The sequence below is a fragment of the Sodalis sp. RH16 genome (assembly GCF_047324245.1).
Taxonomy (GTDB): domain Bacteria; phylum Pseudomonadota; class Gammaproteobacteria; order Enterobacterales; family Enterobacteriaceae; genus Acerihabitans; species Acerihabitans ligni.
This window is the reverse complement of the sequence record NZ_CP178737.1, coordinates 4,089,190-4,107,568: the sequence shown is the minus strand read 5'-3', so window position 1 is coordinate 4,107,568 and position 18,379 is coordinate 4,089,190. Positions and strand designations below refer to the sequence as shown.

16 protein-coding genes are annotated in these 18,379 nt (G+C 50.9%); 11 read left to right on the top strand and 5 right to left on the bottom strand.

The window, feature by feature from the left end:
- Positions 1 to 486 precede the first annotated feature (486 nt).
- The 5 genes from ACL2XJ_RS18830 (at position 487) to ACL2XJ_RS18810 (ending at position 5,485) form a co-directional block, all read left to right on the top strand.
- Positions 487 to 2,226: a fatty acyl-AMP ligase gene (locus tag ACL2XJ_RS18830; RefSeq protein WP_413724111.1), complete on the top strand. Its 1,740-nt coding sequence runs from the start codon at positions 487 to 489 to the stop codon at positions 2,224 to 2,226.
- Positions 2,227 to 2,412: 186 nt separating this feature from the next.
- A complete protein-coding gene (locus tag ACL2XJ_RS18825; RefSeq protein WP_132922135.1) occupies positions 2,413 to 3,330 on the top strand; it encodes an NAD-dependent epimerase/dehydratase family protein in 918 nt (305 codons plus the stop codon).
- A 29-nt stretch (positions 3,331 to 3,359) separates the two neighbouring features.
- On the top strand, positions 3,360 to 3,620 hold the full coding sequence (locus tag ACL2XJ_RS18820; RefSeq protein WP_132922136.1) for an acyl carrier protein: 261 nt from the start codon (positions 3,360 to 3,362) through the stop codon (positions 3,618 to 3,620).
- On the top strand, positions 3,607 to 4,779 hold the full coding sequence (spt, locus tag ACL2XJ_RS18815; protein ID WP_132922137.1) for a serine palmitoyltransferase: 1,173 nt from the start codon (positions 3,607 to 3,609) through the stop codon (positions 4,777 to 4,779). Before ACL2XJ_RS18820 ends, spt begins: the two co-directional genes overlap by 14 nt.
- Before the next feature lie 148 nt (positions 4,780 to 4,927).
- Positions 4,928 to 5,485, top strand: a complete 558-nt coding sequence (locus ACL2XJ_RS18810) for a YtfJ family protein (RefSeq protein ID WP_413724110.1) — start codon at positions 4,928 to 4,930, stop codon at positions 5,483 to 5,485.
- Positions 5,486 to 5,558: 73 nt separating this feature from the next.
- Here the strand turns inward: ACL2XJ_RS18810 and ACL2XJ_RS18805 are convergent, their stop codons facing one another.
- Positions 5,559 to 6,392, bottom strand: a complete 834-nt coding sequence (locus tag ACL2XJ_RS18805; RefSeq protein WP_413724109.1) for a hypothetical protein — start codon at positions 6,390 to 6,392, stop codon at positions 5,559 to 5,561.
- Positions 6,392 to 7,729, bottom strand: coding sequence for a lipopolysaccharide biosynthesis protein (locus tag ACL2XJ_RS18800; protein WP_413724108.1), 1,338 nt, complete (start codon positions 7,727 to 7,729; stop codon positions 6,392 to 6,394). The genes ACL2XJ_RS18805 and ACL2XJ_RS18800 overlap by 1 nt, the downstream gene beginning before the upstream one ends.
- 397 nt (positions 7,730 to 8,126) lie before the next feature.
- Between ACL2XJ_RS18800 and lptF the strand changes: the two genes are divergently transcribed.
- Together lptF and lptG are read left to right on the top strand one after the other, a co-directional pair.
- Entirely contained in the window at positions 8,127 to 9,197 is a 1,071-nt protein-coding gene (lptF, locus tag ACL2XJ_RS18795; protein WP_132922141.1) for an LPS export ABC transporter permease LptF, read from the top strand.
- On the top strand, positions 9,194 to 10,282 hold the full coding sequence (gene lptG, locus ACL2XJ_RS18790) for an LPS export ABC transporter permease LptG (RefSeq protein WP_413724107.1): 1,089 nt from the start codon (positions 9,194 to 9,196) through the stop codon (positions 10,280 to 10,282). The genes lptF and lptG overlap by 4 nt, the downstream gene beginning before the upstream one ends.
- A gap of 97 nt (positions 10,283 to 10,379) precedes the next feature.
- On the opposite strand, the gene ACL2XJ_RS18785 is transcribed toward lptG, so the two are convergent.
- Positions 10,380 to 10,967: a TetR/AcrR family transcriptional regulator gene (locus ACL2XJ_RS18785; RefSeq protein WP_413724106.1), complete on the bottom strand. Its 588-nt coding sequence runs from the start codon at positions 10,965 to 10,967 to the stop codon at positions 10,380 to 10,382.
- Between the two features lie 314 nt (positions 10,968 to 11,281).
- Between ACL2XJ_RS18785 and ACL2XJ_RS18780 the strand changes: the two genes are divergently transcribed.
- Entirely contained in the window at positions 11,282 to 11,866 is a 585-nt protein-coding gene (locus ACL2XJ_RS18780) for a DUF308 domain-containing protein (protein WP_132922144.1), read from the top strand.
- A gap of 206 nt (positions 11,867 to 12,072) precedes the next feature.
- On the opposite strand, the gene ACL2XJ_RS18775 is transcribed toward ACL2XJ_RS18780, so the two are convergent.
- A complete protein-coding gene (locus ACL2XJ_RS18775) occupies positions 12,073 to 13,866 on the bottom strand; it encodes a sigma 54-interacting transcriptional regulator (protein WP_413724105.1) in 1,794 nt (597 codons plus the stop codon).
- A gap of 394 nt (positions 13,867 to 14,260) precedes the next feature.
- Between ACL2XJ_RS18775 and ACL2XJ_RS18770 the strand changes: the two genes are divergently transcribed.
- The 3 genes from ACL2XJ_RS18770 (at position 14,261) to ACL2XJ_RS18760 (ending at position 17,232) form a co-directional block, all read left to right on the top strand.
- A complete protein-coding gene (locus ACL2XJ_RS18770) occupies positions 14,261 to 15,004 on the top strand; it encodes an indolepyruvate ferredoxin oxidoreductase subunit alpha (RefSeq protein ID WP_413724104.1) in 744 nt (247 codons plus the stop codon).
- 49 nt (positions 15,005 to 15,053) lie between these two features.
- Positions 15,054 to 15,683, top strand: a complete 630-nt coding sequence (locus tag ACL2XJ_RS18765; protein WP_132922147.1) for a hypothetical protein — start codon at positions 15,054 to 15,056, stop codon at positions 15,681 to 15,683.
- A gap of 94 nt (positions 15,684 to 15,777) precedes the next feature.
- Positions 15,778 to 17,232 (top strand): anion permease, encoded by a 1,455-nt coding sequence (locus ACL2XJ_RS18760; protein WP_413724103.1) that lies wholly within the window; start codon positions 15,778 to 15,780, stop codon positions 17,230 to 17,232.
- A 125-nt stretch (positions 17,233 to 17,357) separates the two neighbouring features.
- Here ACL2XJ_RS18760 and ACL2XJ_RS18755 read toward each other — a convergent pair whose 3' ends face one another.
- The gene (locus tag ACL2XJ_RS18755; RefSeq protein WP_413726921.1) at positions 17,358 to 18,326 is read right to left on the bottom strand and encodes a Gfo/Idh/MocA family protein; all 969 of its coding nucleotides are present in this window, start codon (positions 18,324 to 18,326) and stop codon (positions 17,358 to 17,360) included.
- Positions 18,327 to 18,379 lie beyond the last annotated feature (53 nt).

Here is an 18,379-nt window from a genome sequence, read left to right as displayed (position 1 = left end):
TATATTATCCAGTCTGTGCTCTCTTGATGGCTAATTCTTCCCTAAGGAGCTCGTAAGGACAAAAAAAAGCAATTATTACCTTAGCGAAGCCCAGTCAAAAGAATCCCTGTTATATTTTGATCCCCCCACCTACCGAACCTGCTGAAAATGTGATGGCAAGTACGTTTATCCTTGCGCTAGGCATATTATGCTTGGCATTATTGAGTTTCAGAGCCGCGCAAGCCAGATCCTCTCAACGCATTCTATATGCCTTTTGACATTATCTGGATATACATTGCCATCCTTTACCACTTAATGCTTTTTTCACTGAAATAACACAATTTAAAGCAGATTGGAAGATACTGCTACAATAGGAGCTTGTATTAGGTAGTATAAAATGATAAATAAAAAAACAATGTCTTATACAAAAGCTTACAAAGACTCCCGCTCTCACATCATTAGTTGTCTGTATTATTGGCTGATTTTAAATCTAAGGCTGTATTGTATATGTTTGAAACAAGCTCCGCCCACTCTCTTCCCATGCGCTTTGCAGACTTCCCATCTCTGGTGGAGGCCTTAGACTACGCCGCTCAGGGAAGCACAGGTATGAATTTTTACGATCGACGTAATCAGCTAGTGGCCGTATTGGAATATCGTATGCTACAACGCCGTGCGATCATGGGCGCAAAGCGCCTATTATCGCTGAATCTCAACAAGGGTGACCGTGTTGCGCTTATCGCTGAAACCAGTGTGGGTTTCGTTGAAGCTTTTTTTGCCTGCCAATATGCTGGATTAGTCGCGGTGCCGCTTGCCATCCCTATGGGGGTGGGGCAGCGTGCCTCCTATATCGATAAGCTCCAGGGTCTGATAAAAAGCTGTAAGCCCGCGGCTATCATCAGTGGTGATGAATGGCTGCCGCTGATTAGGTCCGCCAGCGGCGATGCGCCGCCTGCACATATCCTTAGCAATGACGATTTAGATGCGTTGCCAGAGAAGGATGTTGAACTGCAGCCTCCATCACCAGACGACATTGCCTATCTCCAATATACGTCGGGTAGCACGCGCTTCCCCCGCGGCGTGATAGTCACCCAGCGTTCTGTTATGGCTAACCTGCAGGTTATCAGCCATGACGGTATCAAGTTACGTCCGGGGGATCGTTGCGTCTCTTGGTTACCCTTTTATCACGACATGGGGCTGGTAGGTTGCCTACTGACTCCTGTGGCCACCCAGGTATCCGTTGACTACCTGCGCACACAAGATTTTGCAATGCGTCCGCTGCAATGGCTAAAACTGATCAGTAAAAACCGGGCCACCATCTCCGTTGCTCCGCCATTTGGCTACGAATTATGCTTACGCCGCAGTAACGAGAAAGAACTGGCCGAACTCAATCTCTCCAGTTGGCGAGTGGCTGGTGTGGGGGCTGAACCCATTCCGGGAGAGCTGCTCCGTCAGTTCAGCGAACATTTCAGCGATGTCCATTTTGATAGCAAGGCTTTTATGCCCTGCTATGGTTTAGCCGAAAATACGCTTGCGGTAAGCTTTTTCGAACAGGCATCCGGCCCGCAGGTCAACGAGGTCGACCGCGAAATTTTGGAGTACGAAGGTAAAGCTGTAGCGCCTACCAAAAACACCCGGGCCTTTGCAACTTTTGTCAATTGCGGCAAGGCGCTTCCCAGCCATCGTATTGAAATCCGTAGCGAAACCGGTACACCGCTTCGAGAACGGGAGGTGGGCCATATCTGTATTTCAGGCCCCAGCTTAATGAGCGGATATTTCCGGGATGCTGCTTCAATGCAGCAAATCCAGGCGACAGGATGGATGGATACCGGTGATTTAGGTTACCTGTTTGACGGAAATCTCTACATAACCGGCCGTAAAAAAGATCTGATTATCATTCGTGGCCGTAACATTTGGCCTCAAGATATTGAATATGTTGCGGAATCGGAGCCGGAAATCCGCTCGGGGGATGCAATCGCCTTCGTCGCCACCCAAGAGCACGACGAGGGCGCCAAGATTATTTTGCAGATCCAGTGCAGGGTTAGTTCTGAAGAGCGTCGCAAGCAAATCATCCATACCTTGACAGCGCGCATTCAAAGCGAGTTCGGCGTTGCTGTGGATATTGAATTACTGCCGCCGCATAGCATTCCTCGGACCTCCTCAGGGAAGCCTGCGCGCGCTGAGGCTAAGAAGCGATACCTTACCGAATTGCTCAACCTGCAGATAGGGACTACCGGCTATGCGCAATAATGAGAGCGGCTGCAGTGACAGGTGTAACAGGTGTTATCGGTAAGCATATCGCCGAAAATCTGCTCACACGGTTTTTTACAGTGCGGGACTTAGCCAGAACCGCACGTAAAGACTCAACCAACAAGGTAAGAAACGTTACTTTAGGAGAGTAATGAGCTCACAGATAGGGTCAGCAGGTTTTGCGCAATGACAAGAACGGTTGCAGTTACAGGCGTGACAGGTTTTATTGGTAAGCACATTGCCGAAACTCTGCTCTCCCACGGCTTTACCGTGCGGGCTTTAACCAGAACCGCACGTAAGGCGTCGACTAACGACCATTTCACTTGGGTTCAAGGCGCACTGGAAGATCAACATTCTCTCGCAGAACTGGTTAGCGGCGCTGACCATGTCGTGCATTGCGCAGGTCAAGTTCGCGGGCACACGGAAGAAACCTTTACCAGCTGTAATGTGACAGGCAGCTTAAGCCTCATGCAGGCGGCCAAGGAAAGCGGCAGTTGCAAGCGTTTCTTGTTCATGTCTTCGCTTGCCGCCCGCCATCCCGAACTGTCTTGGTATGCGAATTCAAAATATGTTGCCGAACAGCAATTAATAACCATGGCCTCGACTATTTCTTTGGGTATTTTTCGCCCGACGGCGGTTTATGGGCCGGGCGATAAAGAATTAAAACCTTTATTTAGCTGGCTATTACGCGGAGTACTGCTTCGACTTGGTGCGCCGGAAGCACAGCTATCGTTCCTGCATGTGAGCGATTTAGCGCAAGCCGTTAGCCAATGGTTAATGGTGGAGCAACCGCAAGCACATCCCTTTGAACTCTGCGACGGCATTACCGGTGGTTATAGCTGGCAGCGCCTACAGGAAATAGGCGCTGCGGTGCGTAATGGTCCAGTGCGGTTAATCGGGATTCCTTTACCTTTGCTCAAACTGATTGCCGAGGTAAGCATGCTATCGAACCGTTTAGCTAGAAAAGAACCGATGCTAACCCACAATAAAATCCGCGAATTAACACATCAAGACTGGTCTGCAAGCAATAAAAGCTTGTCAGAATATATTAACTGGATTCCAAAAATTGGTTTGGAACGCGCCCTGCGTGAAGGACTATTTTGATTATCTTGATATAGGTAGGTCAAAATTCTATGCTAAATCGTGAAGTTATGATGGATTATATCGTTGAGTGCTTACAGGGTATGGTCGAAGGCGATCAAGAGATAAAGCCAGACAGCGATCTCGTCAATGACCTTGGTCTGGAGTCCATAAAAGTGATGACCCTCTTGATGATGTTAGAAGACAAATTGGATATTTCAATCCCGATAAATATCTTGTTGAACGTTAGAACACCTGAGCAGTTGTTGGACGCCCTACTCCCACATATGGAGAACATCGATGGGCCTTTATGATAAATTTGCACGTCTTGCCGGCGAACGAGAGCAATTCCAAACATCCGGCCTGAATCCCTTTGGTATTTGTATTGATGAGATCTACTCAGCAACTGAGGGACGCATTGGCAAACAGAAAATAGTTCTGGCGGGCACAAATAACTACCTGGGCCTGACCTTCAATGCCCAAGCCATTGCGGACGGCCAAGCTGCATTGGCAGCCCAGGGCACCGGGACCACCGGGTCACGCATGGCTAACGGTAGTTATGGCTCGCACCTGACCTTAGAGCATGAGTTAGCTGCTTTTTTTGACCGGCCTACCGCCATCGTATTCTCTACCGGCTATACCGCTAACCTAGGCGTCATCAGCACGCTTGCCGACCCTAGCGCCGTCGTATTGATAGACGCGGACTGCCACGCAAGTATCTATGACGCTTGTGCCCTGGGAGGCGCGCAAATTATTCGTTTCCGCCACAATGATGCCCAGGATCTGGAGCGCCGCATGGTGCGTCTTGGCGAGCGTGCGCGAGATGCGATAATTATCGTTGAAGGTATTTATAGCATGCTGGGGGATGTTGCTCCGCTGGTGGAAATTGTCGACATCAAACGGCGCCTTGGCGGCTATTTATTGGTAGATGAAGCTCATTCCTTCGGCGTCATGGGCGCCGGCGGCCGAGGCCTTGCTCAAGAGCTGGGCGTTGAGCAGGATGTTGATATCGTATTAGGCACTTTTAGCAAGAGCCTGGCCTCAATCGGCGGTTTTGCCGTCGGCTCTAAAGCGATGGACGTTCTGCGCTATTGCAGCCGCCCTTACATTTTCACCGCTTCACCATCGCCGTCAAGCATCGCCTCTGTGCGCTCCTCGTTAAAAACCATTGCGCAACACCCGGAGCTACGCGAAAAACTTTGGAGCAATGCGCATAGGCTTTATCATGGTCTTGCCAAGCTCGGCTACGAGCTGGGCCCACGCATCAGCCCGGTAGTTCCTGTCATGATTGGCTCCAAAGAAGTGGGGCTGCGTCTGTGGCGCGACCTGATAGCAAATGGTGTTTATGTAAACCTCGTGCTGCCGCCGGCGGCGCCGGCAGGCATCACTCTGCTGCGCTGCAGCGTCAATGCGGCGCACAGCGAAGAGCAAATCGACACAATTATTCAGGCCTTTGCTGAACTCAAACAATGATACCGCGCAAAGCGGTATCTATACTGCTCATGGGCCAACCATGAGCAGCAAAGCCCGCAAATGAACTTAACCACCTTGACCTGGCCTCCCGTGACAGGATAGTTATCACCCCACATCATAAAATCGCCTGCAAAAAACAGGAAAAATCATGACGTTACGTAAATTATTGACCTTTTCCCTTCTCCTGTTCCCCTTGATGGCCTTTGCGCATAACTTTGTCAACGGACAACCTGTCGCGCCGGTAGATATTACGGACCGAGGAGAATTGGTTCTGGATAATGATACGTTCCGCTATAAAAACTGGAACAGCTCTCAGCTGAAGGGAAAAGTTCGCGTAATGCAGCACATCGCCGGGCGCACCGCCGCAAAAAAGAAGAATTCGATGCTAATTCAAGCCATTGAGGACGCGAAGTTTCCCAATGACCGCTTTCAGCCCACCACCATCGTCAACGCCGACGATGCTATTCCAGGCACCGGCCTGTTCGTGAGCGGCAAAATCGAGAAAAATAAAAAGCGCTATCCATGGGCGCAATTTATCATCGACAGCAATGGCCTGGCCCGCAAAGCCTGGCAGTTGGATGAAGAGAGTTCGGCAATTGTGGTGTTGGATAAAGAAGGACGCGTTCAGTGGGCAAAAGACGGTGCCCTGACGCCTGAGGAGGTGCATCAGGTGATCGCCCTAGTGCACACATTGCTTGATAAATAGAAATCCCGGCGTCCATTGACCGGCTGACAAACTCACATTGAATAACGTGCGATCCATTGACCGGCTGACAAACTTACATTGGATAACGTGCGAGGAATAACTCCAAACGCTGGCGGATATTGATATCCAACAGAGCGGGTTCGTCATATGCCTTTCGTCCCGCCAGCTTATCCGCCACCATCTCATCATGCCGGTCGCCCATTAATCCATTAATATTCGCTAAAAATCTGGAAATTTTGTAGGCATCCTGGTTGCTCGGGTCAATAGATCTCAACGTGTCATAATATGACACTTGCTGACTGATGAATTTGCGCACGCTGTGGAATTCCCTTCCTGTCAGCTGCGGCTTAGCTATTAGCGCCCGCAGCGCTCGCATTTGCTCCTGGCGATACACAATAAACCCATTCTCACTGTCCAAACGGGTATGACGTAAAGCATAATGCACCCGTATCCAAACCGGTAGGCTTAGATAAATACGTAAAATATTGCCGTAAAATCTAATGGCATCTTTATTCCCGTTACGAAAAGCATCCTGAAAGTGCCCAAGTACTACGGTGGTTTGGCGAAAAAAAAGGCTGGATTCATGCTTTTTACTATAAAGCCGCTGCGCAAAGCGTAAATGCTTATAGCGCGAGCGAATATATTTGTATTGCATTCGCTCAGTCGCTGATAATTCACCGCCTTTTAATACCTTATGCACTAAGCCCTGTAGCTCCAAGCGGGTAAAGCCTTCCTGCCAAAACTGCAGACACAATGCGTAATAATTCCGGATATTTTCTTGGGAGCATTGCAAATCAATAGATTGCGGTAGGCTGGTCTGTTCATTAACGATGTCATCTTCTTCCACCGCAGTGAATATTAACTGCACCGTTTCAGGAGCGAATTTTTTCCATTTGTCGCTAGGCATTACTTGGTACTCTCTATGGGTATGCTAAACCCCAGTAAATTGCGGTGACGGTAAACCCATAAAGTCGGTATTAGAGAAAACAGTACATCCAGACACTGGCCCGCAAAATAGGCAAACGCCGAACCTCGCACGCCAAAAGCATGAGACAGCAGCACTAAAAGCAGGATATATAAAGCTGAAGCAAGGGCCTGCGCTATTAAGGACGCCCGCTGTTTACCCGCCATAAACAATAAGGACTCTTGAGGAAAGCCCACCATGGACACGACAATGGCGCTCAGCATAATTTGAATCAAATCGTAGGCTTGCAGATATTTATAGCCAAACACAACCGAAATTAACGGTTTTCCCACCACCACTACCACCAGAGCAACAAGTATACCGATGCCACCGGCCAGGACTGCTGATTTAAGCCCCAGTAACCACGGTCTTTTGGTACGTGGGTCTAAGCGCATAATCTCGGGATAAAAACTCTTCTCCAGCAATTTGGCCGGCGTTCCTGTCGCATCAAAAAATGTCATTGCAATCTTGAACAGCCCTGCCGCCGCCGGCCCCAAGATAATACCCACTAACACTGTACTGCACGAATTGCGGGCTGCCCAAATAGAATGTGCAATGTTTGTTGTCCATACAAAGTTCCAGGCGCCCTTTATGCCACGCGCCGCCTCAAATAAGCTCGGCCGTAAAGCGCCATGGATATTCAAGCGGCGCAATTCACGGGCGGCAAACCACCAAAACATCGTTCCGCCAATTAAGTTGGAGACATACCAGGTGACGATAAAACCCGCAAAACCTAAATGACAGAAAAAAGCGATGACGCTTCCCACCGCAATTAATAAGGGCTTGGCTGCCTGCTGGACAGCAATCAAATCAAAACGGTCGACCGCCCTTAGAATGCCGGTGGGGGTAGACGATGTCATGGAAGGAATTAAGGTGCAATAAAGCACTGCGAGCCAGAAGCTTTCCGCATTGAGTCCTAAAGATTTAGAAAGCAGCGGCAGCAGCAGCATCCCGCCAATCACTGCAACGGCTCCGCTTGCAATATCCAAGCCGAACGAAAATGAAATCACATCGCGGAATCGCCGGGGATTTTTATTCGCCAATGCCGGCGTGCCAAATTGCACCACAAATTGCCACGTTTGGAACTTGACAAAGTCACTGATCGCTTTGGTATACGATTGAATGACGATGAGAACCCCGAACATCTCGGGTGACATGCCTTTACCCGCGCAAGAAAGCGCAAGTAAGCCAAGTAAGGCACTGGCCACATTACCGGAGCCCAAATAGGCGGAGTTGCGTATAATAGTGCGAAATGCACCGTCGGAAAACCAATACTTCATGGTAAAAAACCAGCCATATTAGCGAAGCCGTACTCAGTTATCGATAACTCTGCAGTGTGACAGAATAAACCAAATCCAGGCCAACCTAAAGGCTTTTGATCCTGGATAGCATTGAAAAGCCTAAGAACATGAACCCGTTAAGCCGTCCCTGCGGGTTAGAATGTCACCACGTGTTACAAGATCTGATAGAGCCGGACTCAAAGCGGCTTTGTGTTTGATGATGGGATTGTTAGTATGAAGCGTGAGAGCTGACTTTTGTGTTTAGCTTAAGGATTCGACACCTTATCAAAACCGGTTACGAGCTATTTTCAAGGGATTATGTCAGAGCGCGTCGCGACTAATACAATTTAACAGATATTCTTTATGCTTAATGGGTAATGTGGGGTGTTGGTAATATATGTACTTGATTGAGCGCTACATCATGGACGAGACCCGCCGGTTAGTGATGATCATCGTGGGTTTTCTCATCTTCATTTTTGCCAGTTATTCAGCCCAACGCTACCTAACTGATGCGGCTAACGGTATAATAGCCTTGCAGGCCGTAGTCGATATTGTCTTCTATAAGGTATTGATTGCATTGGAAATGCTGCTACCGGTTGGTCTTTATGTTTCAGTCGCCATTGCTCTTGGCCAGCTTTATAACGATTCTGAAATAACCGCAATTTTCGCCACCGGCTCAAGTCCTTTGCGACTGCATAAATCCGTTCTGATCCTGGCTATTCCCCTGGGCATGCTGGTAACGGTGCTTTCTATGTACGGCAGGCCTTGGGCCTATGCACAAATTTATCAATTAAAACAGCAATCACAGTCCGAACTGGATGTCGGTCATTTGCGACCGAAAAAGTTTAATATCAATGATAACGGCAGAATGATCTTGGCCGAGCATATCGACCCGGCGTCCAACCGCCTGTCCGATGCGCTGATTTATACTCCCTCCGCCAACAAAACCTCCGTATACAGAGTCCGCTCGCTGGAGGTTATAGATTCATCCCCCACCACTCCCTCGGTGATGCTGCACTCAGGTACGGCTTACCAGCTGGATCATAAAGGCACGGAAGACACCGAGCAGATTTATAATAATCTGGCACTGCATCTCAAACCCCTTAAGCAGAGTATTGATGCCAAGAGTAAGTCGGCATCAACAGCGGAGTTATCACGCTCCACCGATCCTGCCGATATCGCAGAACTGCAGTGGCGGGAAAGCCGCGGAATAAATGCTGTTTTAATGGCGCTGCTGGCGACCTCCTTAAGCCGCACCAAACCACGGCAAGGCCGCTTTGCGACGCTACTTCCCCTGGCTGTATTATTTACCGTCATTTTTTATGGCGGCAACATCTGCCGCACGCTGGTTGCCAACAGTACCCTTCCGGTCATCCCCGGGATATGGCTGGTCTCCTTGCTCATGTCGATTGGGGTATTGATTTTGATAGCCCGTGAATACTCATTAATGCAGAAATTATTTCGATGAATATTTTCAGTCGTTATATCATCTTTAACGTCTTTATCGGTTTTCTAGCCGCTGCCGCATTATTGATTCCGCTATTTACAACTTTTGATTTTATCAATGAGCTTGATGACGTAAGCGCCAACGGATACCGTTGGACCCAGGCCCTTGTGGTTGTATTAATGAAAATTCCCAGATACCTTATCGATTTGGGTCCTTTTATTGCGTTACTGGGCGGTATCGTGGGGCTTGGACAACTCTCGAAAACTCAAGAATTGACGGCGATGCGCATCAGTGGCCTTTCCATCTTGAGAATTTCCGTGGTCATTTTATATTCAGGTTTGATTTTAACCGTGTCATTAGGCGTGCTCGACGAGTGGGTTGCTTCTCCCCTGCAGCAACGCGCAGTACAACTTAAGGAAATCGCCGTTGCTCAGGCCGGTAACATTGCTGATAATATTAACACCGGGAATATTCTGTGGGCCAGGCACAACAATGAATTTGTTACGGTAAAGACCTTGGATGAACATAATCAACCCATAGGCGTCGAGATATTTCACTACAAGCCGGACCTTTCTCTGGAGTCTTATATTTATGCGGAAAAAGCCTCTATTCTTGATAATGGAATGTGGGCGCTGCATGGCGTTAATCAAAAGAGCTGGGCAAATGGAAAAGAAACCGCAGGAAAGCAGGATAATTTGCTTTGGCAATCCATATTCACCAATATGAGCCTGAAAGAGCTCACTATGCCCAGTGACAGTTTTTCCATTAAGCAGCTCAATCATTATATTCGCTACCTGAAAAGTACCGATCAGCCCAATATCGAGTTTAAGCTCGCATTATGGCAAAAACTGGGACGGCCGATTTTAATTCTGGCAATGATTTTACTTTCAATCCCATTTACCTTTAGCGTCCCCCGCGCGCCAGGTTTAGGCAGCCGTTTAGCCGTTGGCGTCATTGTTGGGCTGCTCACGTACGTCAGCTATCAAATCATCGTTAACCTGGGATTGTTATTTTCCCTCAACGTCCGATTAACGACGCTTACGCCACCGATTTTGCTCCTTCTCACAGCGATGGGATTAGTGTATCGATTTAATAAGCGGCACTGACTGTATTTGCCCCATCGCAATGAACCAAAGCAGCATCGAAGAGCGGCACTCCCATATGGCTTTGGTTTGCGCTCCGCCCAAATACCGATCCAAATTATCAGGCGGTAAGAATGATATTATTGATTGATGGCTGCACAATTTGCTGAAAAATCTCAACGTCATCAAAGGCGCGTGCCGCCAGCATTGCGCCATGCACCGTCGCCATTAACAGATTAGCCTCGGCGGATGGCGTGCCGCGAAGTTTAAATACGTTTTTGTTTTCTCCCCTGCTGAGCAACGCGGTCAACCAGCGGGAAAGATCGGTGAAATGTCCGGAAACTTCAGCGGCCACTTCAGGCGGCAGCGTGGGTAGCTCAGCGGCCAGCATGGCACAAATACAAAACGGTGAAGAGCCATCCCTGATACAGGTAGACCAGTAATCCGCATATGCCTGCAGTTCAGCCACCGGATCATTGATATTACGGTTAAGCATCTGCATTCCCGCTTGCGCCTCTTCCCGATACTGGGCAACGACAGTACTGACCAGCTCGGCCTTACTGGTAAAATGATGATAAATACTTGCTTTACGGATATTTACCTTTTCTGAGATATCAGCAAAGCTGAAACTGCGGTAACCACCGGATGTCAGTAATTGTCTGGTATAAGAAATGATTTCGTTTGCTTTGTGTGCGCGCTCGGTAGTCATGGCATAAGACCAATATCAAGAGAAAGTGATTGGCTGAAGTCGGCCAGTGGGCAAGAAAACCTACTAGAAGGTAGTTTTAATGTCAAGAGCAATCATAAAAATTGATGCTGACCCGTATGCCTATTCCCACATGTCTATGCAAGTAGCGTCGCGCCCGCAGATCCTCTGATGGGTTAGCTTCCAATATCGGCCAAATCAGCTTCAACCGGAGCGTAACGGAATCACCGGTGCCGTAATTTACAAAGTCGCGGGTTGACAAGCTACCTGTCGTTAGGTAGTTTTTAGCGACTGACAAAACCTTTTGGAGAACCGTCATGAAAAGTGCCAACTCTACCCCTGATAGCTCACAGAACCAGTGGCTCCAGATCTACTATTTTTTGCGGGCAGGCGTTTCAGTTGCCTGGATTATACTCGCGGTCCTCATCGGCAAGCACAACCCGGCCATCGGGGCGGCCTTGCTGGTCCTGTATCCGGCCTGGGACGCATTCGCCAATTACCTTGATGCCGGTAAGAACGGCGGCCTCGGATCCAACCCGCCGCAAAAATTCAACTTCATCGTCAGCATCGTCGTCGCCATTGCTATCGGCTGGGCGCTGACAGTGAGTATGGAGGCCACGATCAAGGTGTTCGGCATATGGGCTATCTTCTCCGGCTTGCTGCAACTGGCCACCGCCGTTCGCCGCTGGAAGACGTCAGGGGGCCAGTGGGCAATGATCTTAAGCGGCGCGCAGTCCGCGCTAGCCGGTGCCTTCATGTTTAAGCAGGCTGCCAGCGGCATCCCGCTGGATGTGTCCATCGTTGCGCCCTACGCGGGCTTCGGTGCGCTGTACTTCCTCATTTCGGCTACCTGGCTGACCGTCAAGAACATCCGCCAACGGTCAAACGCGCTCGTCCGCTGAACAGAGCCGCCCACCGGACCGACGCCATGTCCTGGGGGGCTATTTTACCGTGCTTTCATACCTTCCTGGATTGATACCGCCTGGTTTTTCGAAACCTTCCTGCTTGCGCCGCACCCGTCGGGATATAAGGCATTCGACCCATCTTTCAGCTATCTGCCAAATTTGTATTACGAAACCGGCGGCACGGTCAGCCGGGTGTCTTCGGCCTACATCTCTATTTCCCGCATTTTCCGCCAGAGGGTGGTACGGCTCATGCCCAGGGTGGCGGCGGCCTTGCCTTTTTTTCCCCCGGCCTTGGCGAGCGCCTGCCGGATACTTTCTTCCCTCCCTTGGGAAAAATCAGGATCCGTCCCCAGACACAGGGTCCCTTCCAGCAAATCCCGTATGGTCTCCTTCTCCACCAGGTGCTCTCTCACCGTGGTGGCGACACGGATCATAACGTTCTGCATTTCTCGAATATTGCCACGCCACGGCCATTCGCAGAGTTGACGCAGGGCTCCCGGCGTGAAGCTTGGCGCGAGGGCCGTTTTAGGGGTATGTAATTTGAGAAAATAGCGGCACAAAAGAGGGATATCTTCCTGTCTTTCCCGCAGCGGCGGTAAGTTCAGCATCAGGACGCTGAGCCGGTAATAGAGATCCGAGCGAAACTTGCCGGCATCAAGCAAATGGGGTATATCCTCATTGCTCGCCGCTATGATGCGCACGTCAAAAGGGGTGATGGCATCACTACCAAGGCGCATAACCTGCTTTTCCTGAAGCACGCGCAACAATTTTGTCTGGATATGCGGTTCTATTTCCGTGATCTCATCCAGGAAAATCGTGCCGCCATCCGCCTGCTCGAACAGTCCCGCCTTACCCTTGCTGCTGGCGCCGGTGAAGGCGCCGGAGACATAGCCGAAAAGCTCGCTTTCCAGCAGTGAACCGGGGAGCGCAGAGCAATTCACCGCGACGAAGGATTTCTTGGCCCGCGGGCTAAAGTTATGGATACTTTGGGCGAACAATTCCTTTCCGGTGCCGGTTTCACCGACGATAAATACGGTGCTATCTGTCTGCGCGTAGCGTTTTGCCAGGGCGACGGTCCTTTGCATGGCCGGACTCGAACCCTGGATATCCTCGAACTGCGCACGGGCGATGTGCCCGGTTCCAGTCGTTTTTTTGCCGGGTGAAGCCAGATTATGCTGGTGGCCCTTTTCCTGAAAACTCACCACGACGCCTACCGTTTCTTCATGGCTCTTCACAGGCCTTGCGGTGCCTGCAACCTCGGACGTCCCGTTGGGCGAAAGGTACAGTGGAGTCGAGTCATTCCTTATCGCCATTTTAAAATCGAATTTCGGCCACAGCTTTGAGTAAGGTTTACTGAGGGCGTCGCTGATGCCGACCCCCATGATTCGTTCAGCCATCAGGTTGTACGCGACGATTCTTCCCATTCTGTCTATGGCAACGATACCGTTATCAGCGGCATCCACCGCAGCATGGAGGAGGGAACTTTCCGCCCGGTTTATGCGCATCGTCTCATAAATACGCTGCGCCTCGTTCATGGCGGCGATAATACTTTCTTCGCCGCTTTGCACAACAACGTAGGGCACTTTCAATCGCGCCGCGGCGATGCCGGTTGATGAACTGCCGACAACAACAGAGGCCCCTTCGTTAATGGCTCGCAATATAATGGGCTCCACCTCCTCTTCTTTGAAGATGGGGTACAAACGCAGATGCAGATTCAGAATTCGCGCGGTGGCCGTCAATCCATCAACGAGATGCGGGAGGGCGATGGCGGCGATGGGGCTGCCAACGCTTTGAGCGAGGTTAAGCGCGGAAATATAGTCGAAGGCTGTGCGCTGGATGGTCACATGAATCAGAGCGGGAAATGCAGCCCTGATTGCCTGGGAAGTGGCCCCTCTGCTAATGAGGATCTCCGTTCCCTGCCGTATCTGATTCGCTGCCGCCGCCACGCCTTCTCCCAATACGCCCCGGACCACGAGAATCTCGGGAAATAATTGCATACTTAATTTGTGTCCAAGAGAAAATGAATTCCTGTCGGCTGCTATTAAAGTAATACCGCTCATTAAGGAGACTCCTTATCATTATCATTATCATGCGCACTGCTGCTAACCCTATAAATTCGCGCCATGAAACAGTCTTATGCGTTTGAAACAGTTATACCCCTTAGTGGTTATTTATTATGTTGCATGGAACAAACTTTGATTTATTTTCCCCGGCGTTTTTAGCATGAGACAAATGAATTATTTTCTTGCAGCTCGTTGATTTATAAAGCCGAGGATTATTAGCTTATTCGCCGAAATAATTTCTTTCACATTGTTTGGCACAGGATATGCCTAATGTTTATTTGAACATGGGTCAACCTACCCTCACATGTTAAAGGATATGGTAAATATCATGAGCTTTATTGATCAATCTCTCTGTACGGGTTGTAAAACCTGTCTGCTCTTTTGTCCTGATGATGCCATCGACTATCTCGACGGTAAATGTAAAGTAGATCCCAAACAGTGCACACTTTGCGGCTGCTGTGAAAATAGCTGCCCTTTCGGAGCTATTCATCCCACAACCGATTTGACCGACCTGCAGATTTTTCAGCAGACTTTTGGCGACCCCAGAGGATCCAGCGTCACCGGCGGCAACGCAGGCCGGGGGGGAAGAGAAATAAAAACCCTGGATGTGAAACCCACTCTCAAGCCCGACTATTTCAGCATCTGCCTGGATATGGGCAGGCCTGGCGTCGGCTTGTATCTTCGTGACGCAGAAAAAATCATTACGGCGTTAATGGCCGCGGGCATGGAGTTTGCCGAGGGCGATTTTCCTCTTGCAACCATCATTCCCGACCGCACGACCGGGAAATTTCGCCCGGACTGTCTTGATGTGCACATGCACAGTCTTCTCACCGAAGGTGATTTCCATAAGAGCAAGCTCCCCGACATCCTCAAGGCGCTAAAGGAGGTATCAACAGACATTGATACTGTGCTCTGTCCGGGCCTTATTCTCCCTGTGGACGGGAATATCGAAAATGAAGAGGTGCTGAGTTGCTTTGATGACCTGGGAATTCCCCGCCCGGTGCGTTCCAAAATCAACGTCGGGTTAGGTAAACCGTACTCGCCCGATTTATCAAGGCTTCCCCCATTGTGATGCAGTGACTGTATCCAATGGCAATATAATATATTTTAGGAATGATGATATGACTCACACATTATACAGAGCCGGAACGCCCGAGTCGCAAGGTGAAGAAATCTGCTGGCTGGCTTACTCCACCAAGGGCCTGAACGACGACAATTTTCCCGAAACCGCCAGGCACCTCCTTCGGGCGGTGGAAGAAAGCGGTGACGTTGCCAACTGGGGCGACACCAAGATCGGCACCATTCTCACCATGCCCGCCGCGGAGATAAAAGCCAGGCTGCAAAAGAATTCGCGCCTGCGCGGCGTGTTTTCCAACCCAAGGGCGGCGGTAAAATTTCTTCGGATTTTAAAGAAGAAAGAGCTGAACCAGTCCATCCTTCTTTCCGGAGTGATCACCGAGCTTGTCCGCATTTGTAAAGAGGCCGGGGTGACGCCCTGCTATGCCAACATGTCTCTGGGCGTGTTTGGCAATACCTCCAGGCTGACCGACCCCAAAACCCTGTCCATCACCACCATGTGCGGTCATCAACGCATACCGGCCAAGTATGTGCGGGCGCTTGAACATGATGTGGACCAGGGAAGGATGACGGCGGAAGAAGCAGCGAACAAGATGGGCGGCATTTGCATGTGCGGCGTGTTCAATCCTGACAGGGCGGCAGGTATTCTCGCCGGCAATAATCAGGGTTGTTGATGCAAGGATAAAAACGACAGGTTCTCAATAACTATTATTTACGCCATTCGTCGAAAGTCGCGAAGACTTCCGACGGCGTTTATTAGGAGATATCATGCAAGCGATTATTCCTATCGTCGGAAAGACGGAAAAAAACTTTCTCGGCGCCAATTGGCAACGCATCCTTTGGGTAGTCATTTTCCTCGCCATATATTACTCCCCAGCGCCGGAAGGTCTGGACCACAAAGCCTGGCAGCTATTTGCAATCTTTCTCTCAACCATCCTCGGATTCATCATCAAGCCGTACCCCATGGTCGTCGTTGCGTTTACAGGCATTGTCATGTGCGGTCTGACAGGCACCCTCAAAGCGGAACAGGCCTTGATCTCCTTTGGCGATCCCACCATCTGGCTTATCGTTACGGCATTCTTTATTTCACGGGCCTTCAGTAAAACCGGCCTGGGGCAGCGTATTGCCTACCTGTTCATGAGCAAGGTGGGAAAAACCACCCTTGGACTCGCCTATGCAACATCATTGACCAACCTCGTCATCGCCCCGGTGGTGCCCTCCAACACCGCCCGCCTTGGGGGTATCCTGTTTCCATTGCAGCAATCCATCTCCCTGGCGTATGACAGCGATCCGGCCAAGGGTACGGAAAGGCGCCTCGGGTCGTTCATCATGGCGAACGCTTTCCAGGGAAACCTGGTGGTATCCGCCATGTTCCTGACGGCGGCCGCATTCAATCCCATCGTCGCCAATGTTGCCGTTAACCACGGCATCCATCTTGACTGGGGCACCTGGTTCATGGCGGCAATCGTGCCCGGCCTCGTCTGTCTGGGGGTTTTGCCCCTGGTGCTCATGCTTGTCTGGCCGCCTGAAATTAAAAAAAGTCCTGAAGCCGTTACCATAGCAAAGCAAAAACTCGCCGAGCTGGGGGCGGTCAAACGGGACGAATACATCATGCTTGGCGTATTCATCGGTCTGATATTTCTGTGGACCCTTGGCGCCAAGCTGTTCCATATCGATGCCACGATAGCCGCCATGACCGGTCTCGTCGTCATGCTTCTTACCCGGGTGTTAACCTGGGGAGACCTTGCCGCCGAGAAAGGCGCATGGAACACACTGGTGTGGTTTTCCGCCCTGGTAATGATGGCCAAGTATCTGAACTCCATGGGATTCATTCCCTGGATGACGCAGCACCTGTCCGCGTCTCTGGGCGGCATGGGATGGCAGGCAGCGTTCGTTTTGGTGATATTGAGCTATATGTATGCGCACTATTTCTTTGCCAGTTCCACCGCGCACACGGCGGCTATGGTTCCGGCATTTCTGCCCCTTCTGCTCGCACTGGGTACGCCGCCTATGCTGGCGGCCATCAGCCTGGGGTTTGCCGGCAACTTCATGAGCGGTCTCACCCATTATGGCAACGGCTCAGCCCCCATTTTCTTTGATTCCGGCTATATTCCGCTCAAACCATTCTGGCTGCTCGGGCTATTGTTCAGTGTGATATTCACCGGCATTTTCGCCCTGGTCGGCCCGGTATGGTGGGATGTTATCGGCCTGGTGCAGTTCTAGGGAATGCTCAATGGAATGAGCCGTTCCAAGGAGACAGGGATGTCTCCTTCGCGCTCGTTGACAATGTACCCGGTCGGGACAGGCATGTCTCCTCCCGTGGTTTAACGAAGGGGTCCGGCGGACAATCAGTCTGATTTCCGGCGAAACGAATCCAGGATACTATCGGCGACGGCGCTGGTTTGCGCCGCGGCTTGCGTATCGCCCGGGCAAACGCTTATGCCATTCAGATCGTCGACAATACTCTGGATAAACGGTTGCTGCACATGGGTGGGATTGGCGACAAGGGTTTCCTTCACCCCTGCCAAGGTGACCAGGCGTAGCGGTGAATCGGCAAAAAATTCGAATTCGATGCGGCCTTGCGTGCCGGTAATCTCCACGCGATCGGCATTATCGTGGCCCACATAACACCAGCTACCCACGCCAGTGACGCCATTGGCATGGCGCCAGGTCGCGGTGACGGTGTCTTCAACAGCGTAAACACCGCCACGGTTGCCGGCCTGGCCATGTACTTCGCTGACCGGGCCGAACCAGAACGCGAGCATATCGAGCACATGCACGCCCATATCCAAAAATTTTCCGCCCCCGGCCACATCGGCCCGCAAACGCCAGGGCAACGTCTCCGGCGACAGTTCTTCGGGCGCCGGTTTCTGACGCTGCAGAATGCTCACTGTACACACAGTGCCGATGGCGCCCTGGTCGATCCAGTCTTTCACCTGCAGGAAACGCGGCATGGCGCGGCGGTAGAACGCCACATAGAGCCGAACACCGGCAGCTTGGCAGGCCGCCATCATTTCCTTGCATTCGTCGTAGTTCATCGCCATCGGCTTTTCCACGTACACGTGTTTGCCGGCGGCGGCGGCGCGCAGGGTCAGCGCCTTGTGTTCGGCCGGCGGCGTGGCGATATACACCGCATCAATCTCGGGATCCGCCAGCAGAGCAGCCACATCCGGATAGACTCTGGACACACCATGGCGCAATGCATATGACTCGGCCTTGGCTAGCGTTCTGTTCGTCACGCCCAGCAGGACGGAATGCGCAGCCTTGTAAAGCCCGGGCCCGCTTTTCACCTCGGTAACATCACCGCAGCCGATCATGCCCCAGCGAATCGTTTGCATGCATTGCCTCTAATACTGTTGTCTTAAACAAG

Bases quoted from the DNA above. Each gene is read 5' to 3' on its own strand.
- ACL2XJ_RS18780 (WP_132922144.1), top strand. From the start codon at position 11,282: ATGAAAAGTGCCAACTCTACCCCTGATAGCTCACAGAACCAGTGGCTC.
- ACL2XJ_RS18770 (WP_413724104.1), top strand. From the start codon at position 14,261: ATGAGCTTTATTGATCAATCTCTCTGTACGGGTTGTAAAACCTGTCTG.
- ACL2XJ_RS18825 (WP_132922135.1), top strand. From the start codon at position 2,413: ATGACAAGAACGGTTGCAGTTACAGGCGTGACAGGTTTTATTGGTAAG.
- ACL2XJ_RS18820 (WP_132922136.1), top strand. From the start codon at position 3,360: ATGCTAAATCGTGAAGTTATGATGGATTATATCGTTGAGTGCTTACAG.
- spt (WP_132922137.1), top strand. From the start codon at position 3,607: ATGGGCCTTTATGATAAATTTGCACGTCTTGCCGGCGAACGAGAGCAA.
- ACL2XJ_RS18805 (WP_413724109.1), bottom strand. From the start codon at position 6,392: ATGCCTAGCGACAAATGGAAAAAATTCGCTCCTGAAACGGTGCAGTTA.
- lptG (WP_413724107.1), top strand. From the start codon at position 9,194: ATGAATATTTTCAGTCGTTATATCATCTTTAACGTCTTTATCGGTTTT.
- ACL2XJ_RS18830 (WP_413724111.1), top strand. From the start codon at position 487: ATGTTTGAAACAAGCTCCGCCCACTCTCTTCCCATGCGCTTTGCAGAC.
- ACL2XJ_RS18785 (WP_413724106.1), bottom strand. From the start codon at position 10,967: ATGACTACCGAGCGCGCACACAAAGCAAACGAAATCATTTCTTATACC.
- ACL2XJ_RS18765 (WP_132922147.1), top strand. From the start codon at position 15,054: ATGACTCACACATTATACAGAGCCGGAACGCCCGAGTCGCAAGGTGAA.
- lptF (WP_132922141.1), top strand. From the start codon at position 8,127: ATGTACTTGATTGAGCGCTACATCATGGACGAGACCCGCCGGTTAGTG.
- ACL2XJ_RS18810 (WP_413724110.1), top strand. From the start codon at position 4,928: ATGACGTTACGTAAATTATTGACCTTTTCCCTTCTCCTGTTCCCCTTG.
- ACL2XJ_RS18800 (WP_413724108.1), bottom strand. From the start codon at position 7,729: ATGAAGTATTGGTTTTCCGACGGTGCATTTCGCACTATTATACGCAAC.
- ACL2XJ_RS18775 (WP_413724105.1), bottom strand. From the start codon at position 13,866: ATGCAATTATTTCCCGAGATTCTCGTGGTCCGGGGCGTATTGGGAGAA.
- ACL2XJ_RS18760 (WP_413724103.1), top strand. From the start codon at position 15,778: ATGCAAGCGATTATTCCTATCGTCGGAAAGACGGAAAAAAACTTTCTC.
- ACL2XJ_RS18755 (WP_413726921.1), bottom strand. From the start codon at position 18,326: ATGATCGGCTGCGGTGATGTTACCGAGGTGAAAAGCGGGCCCGGGCTT.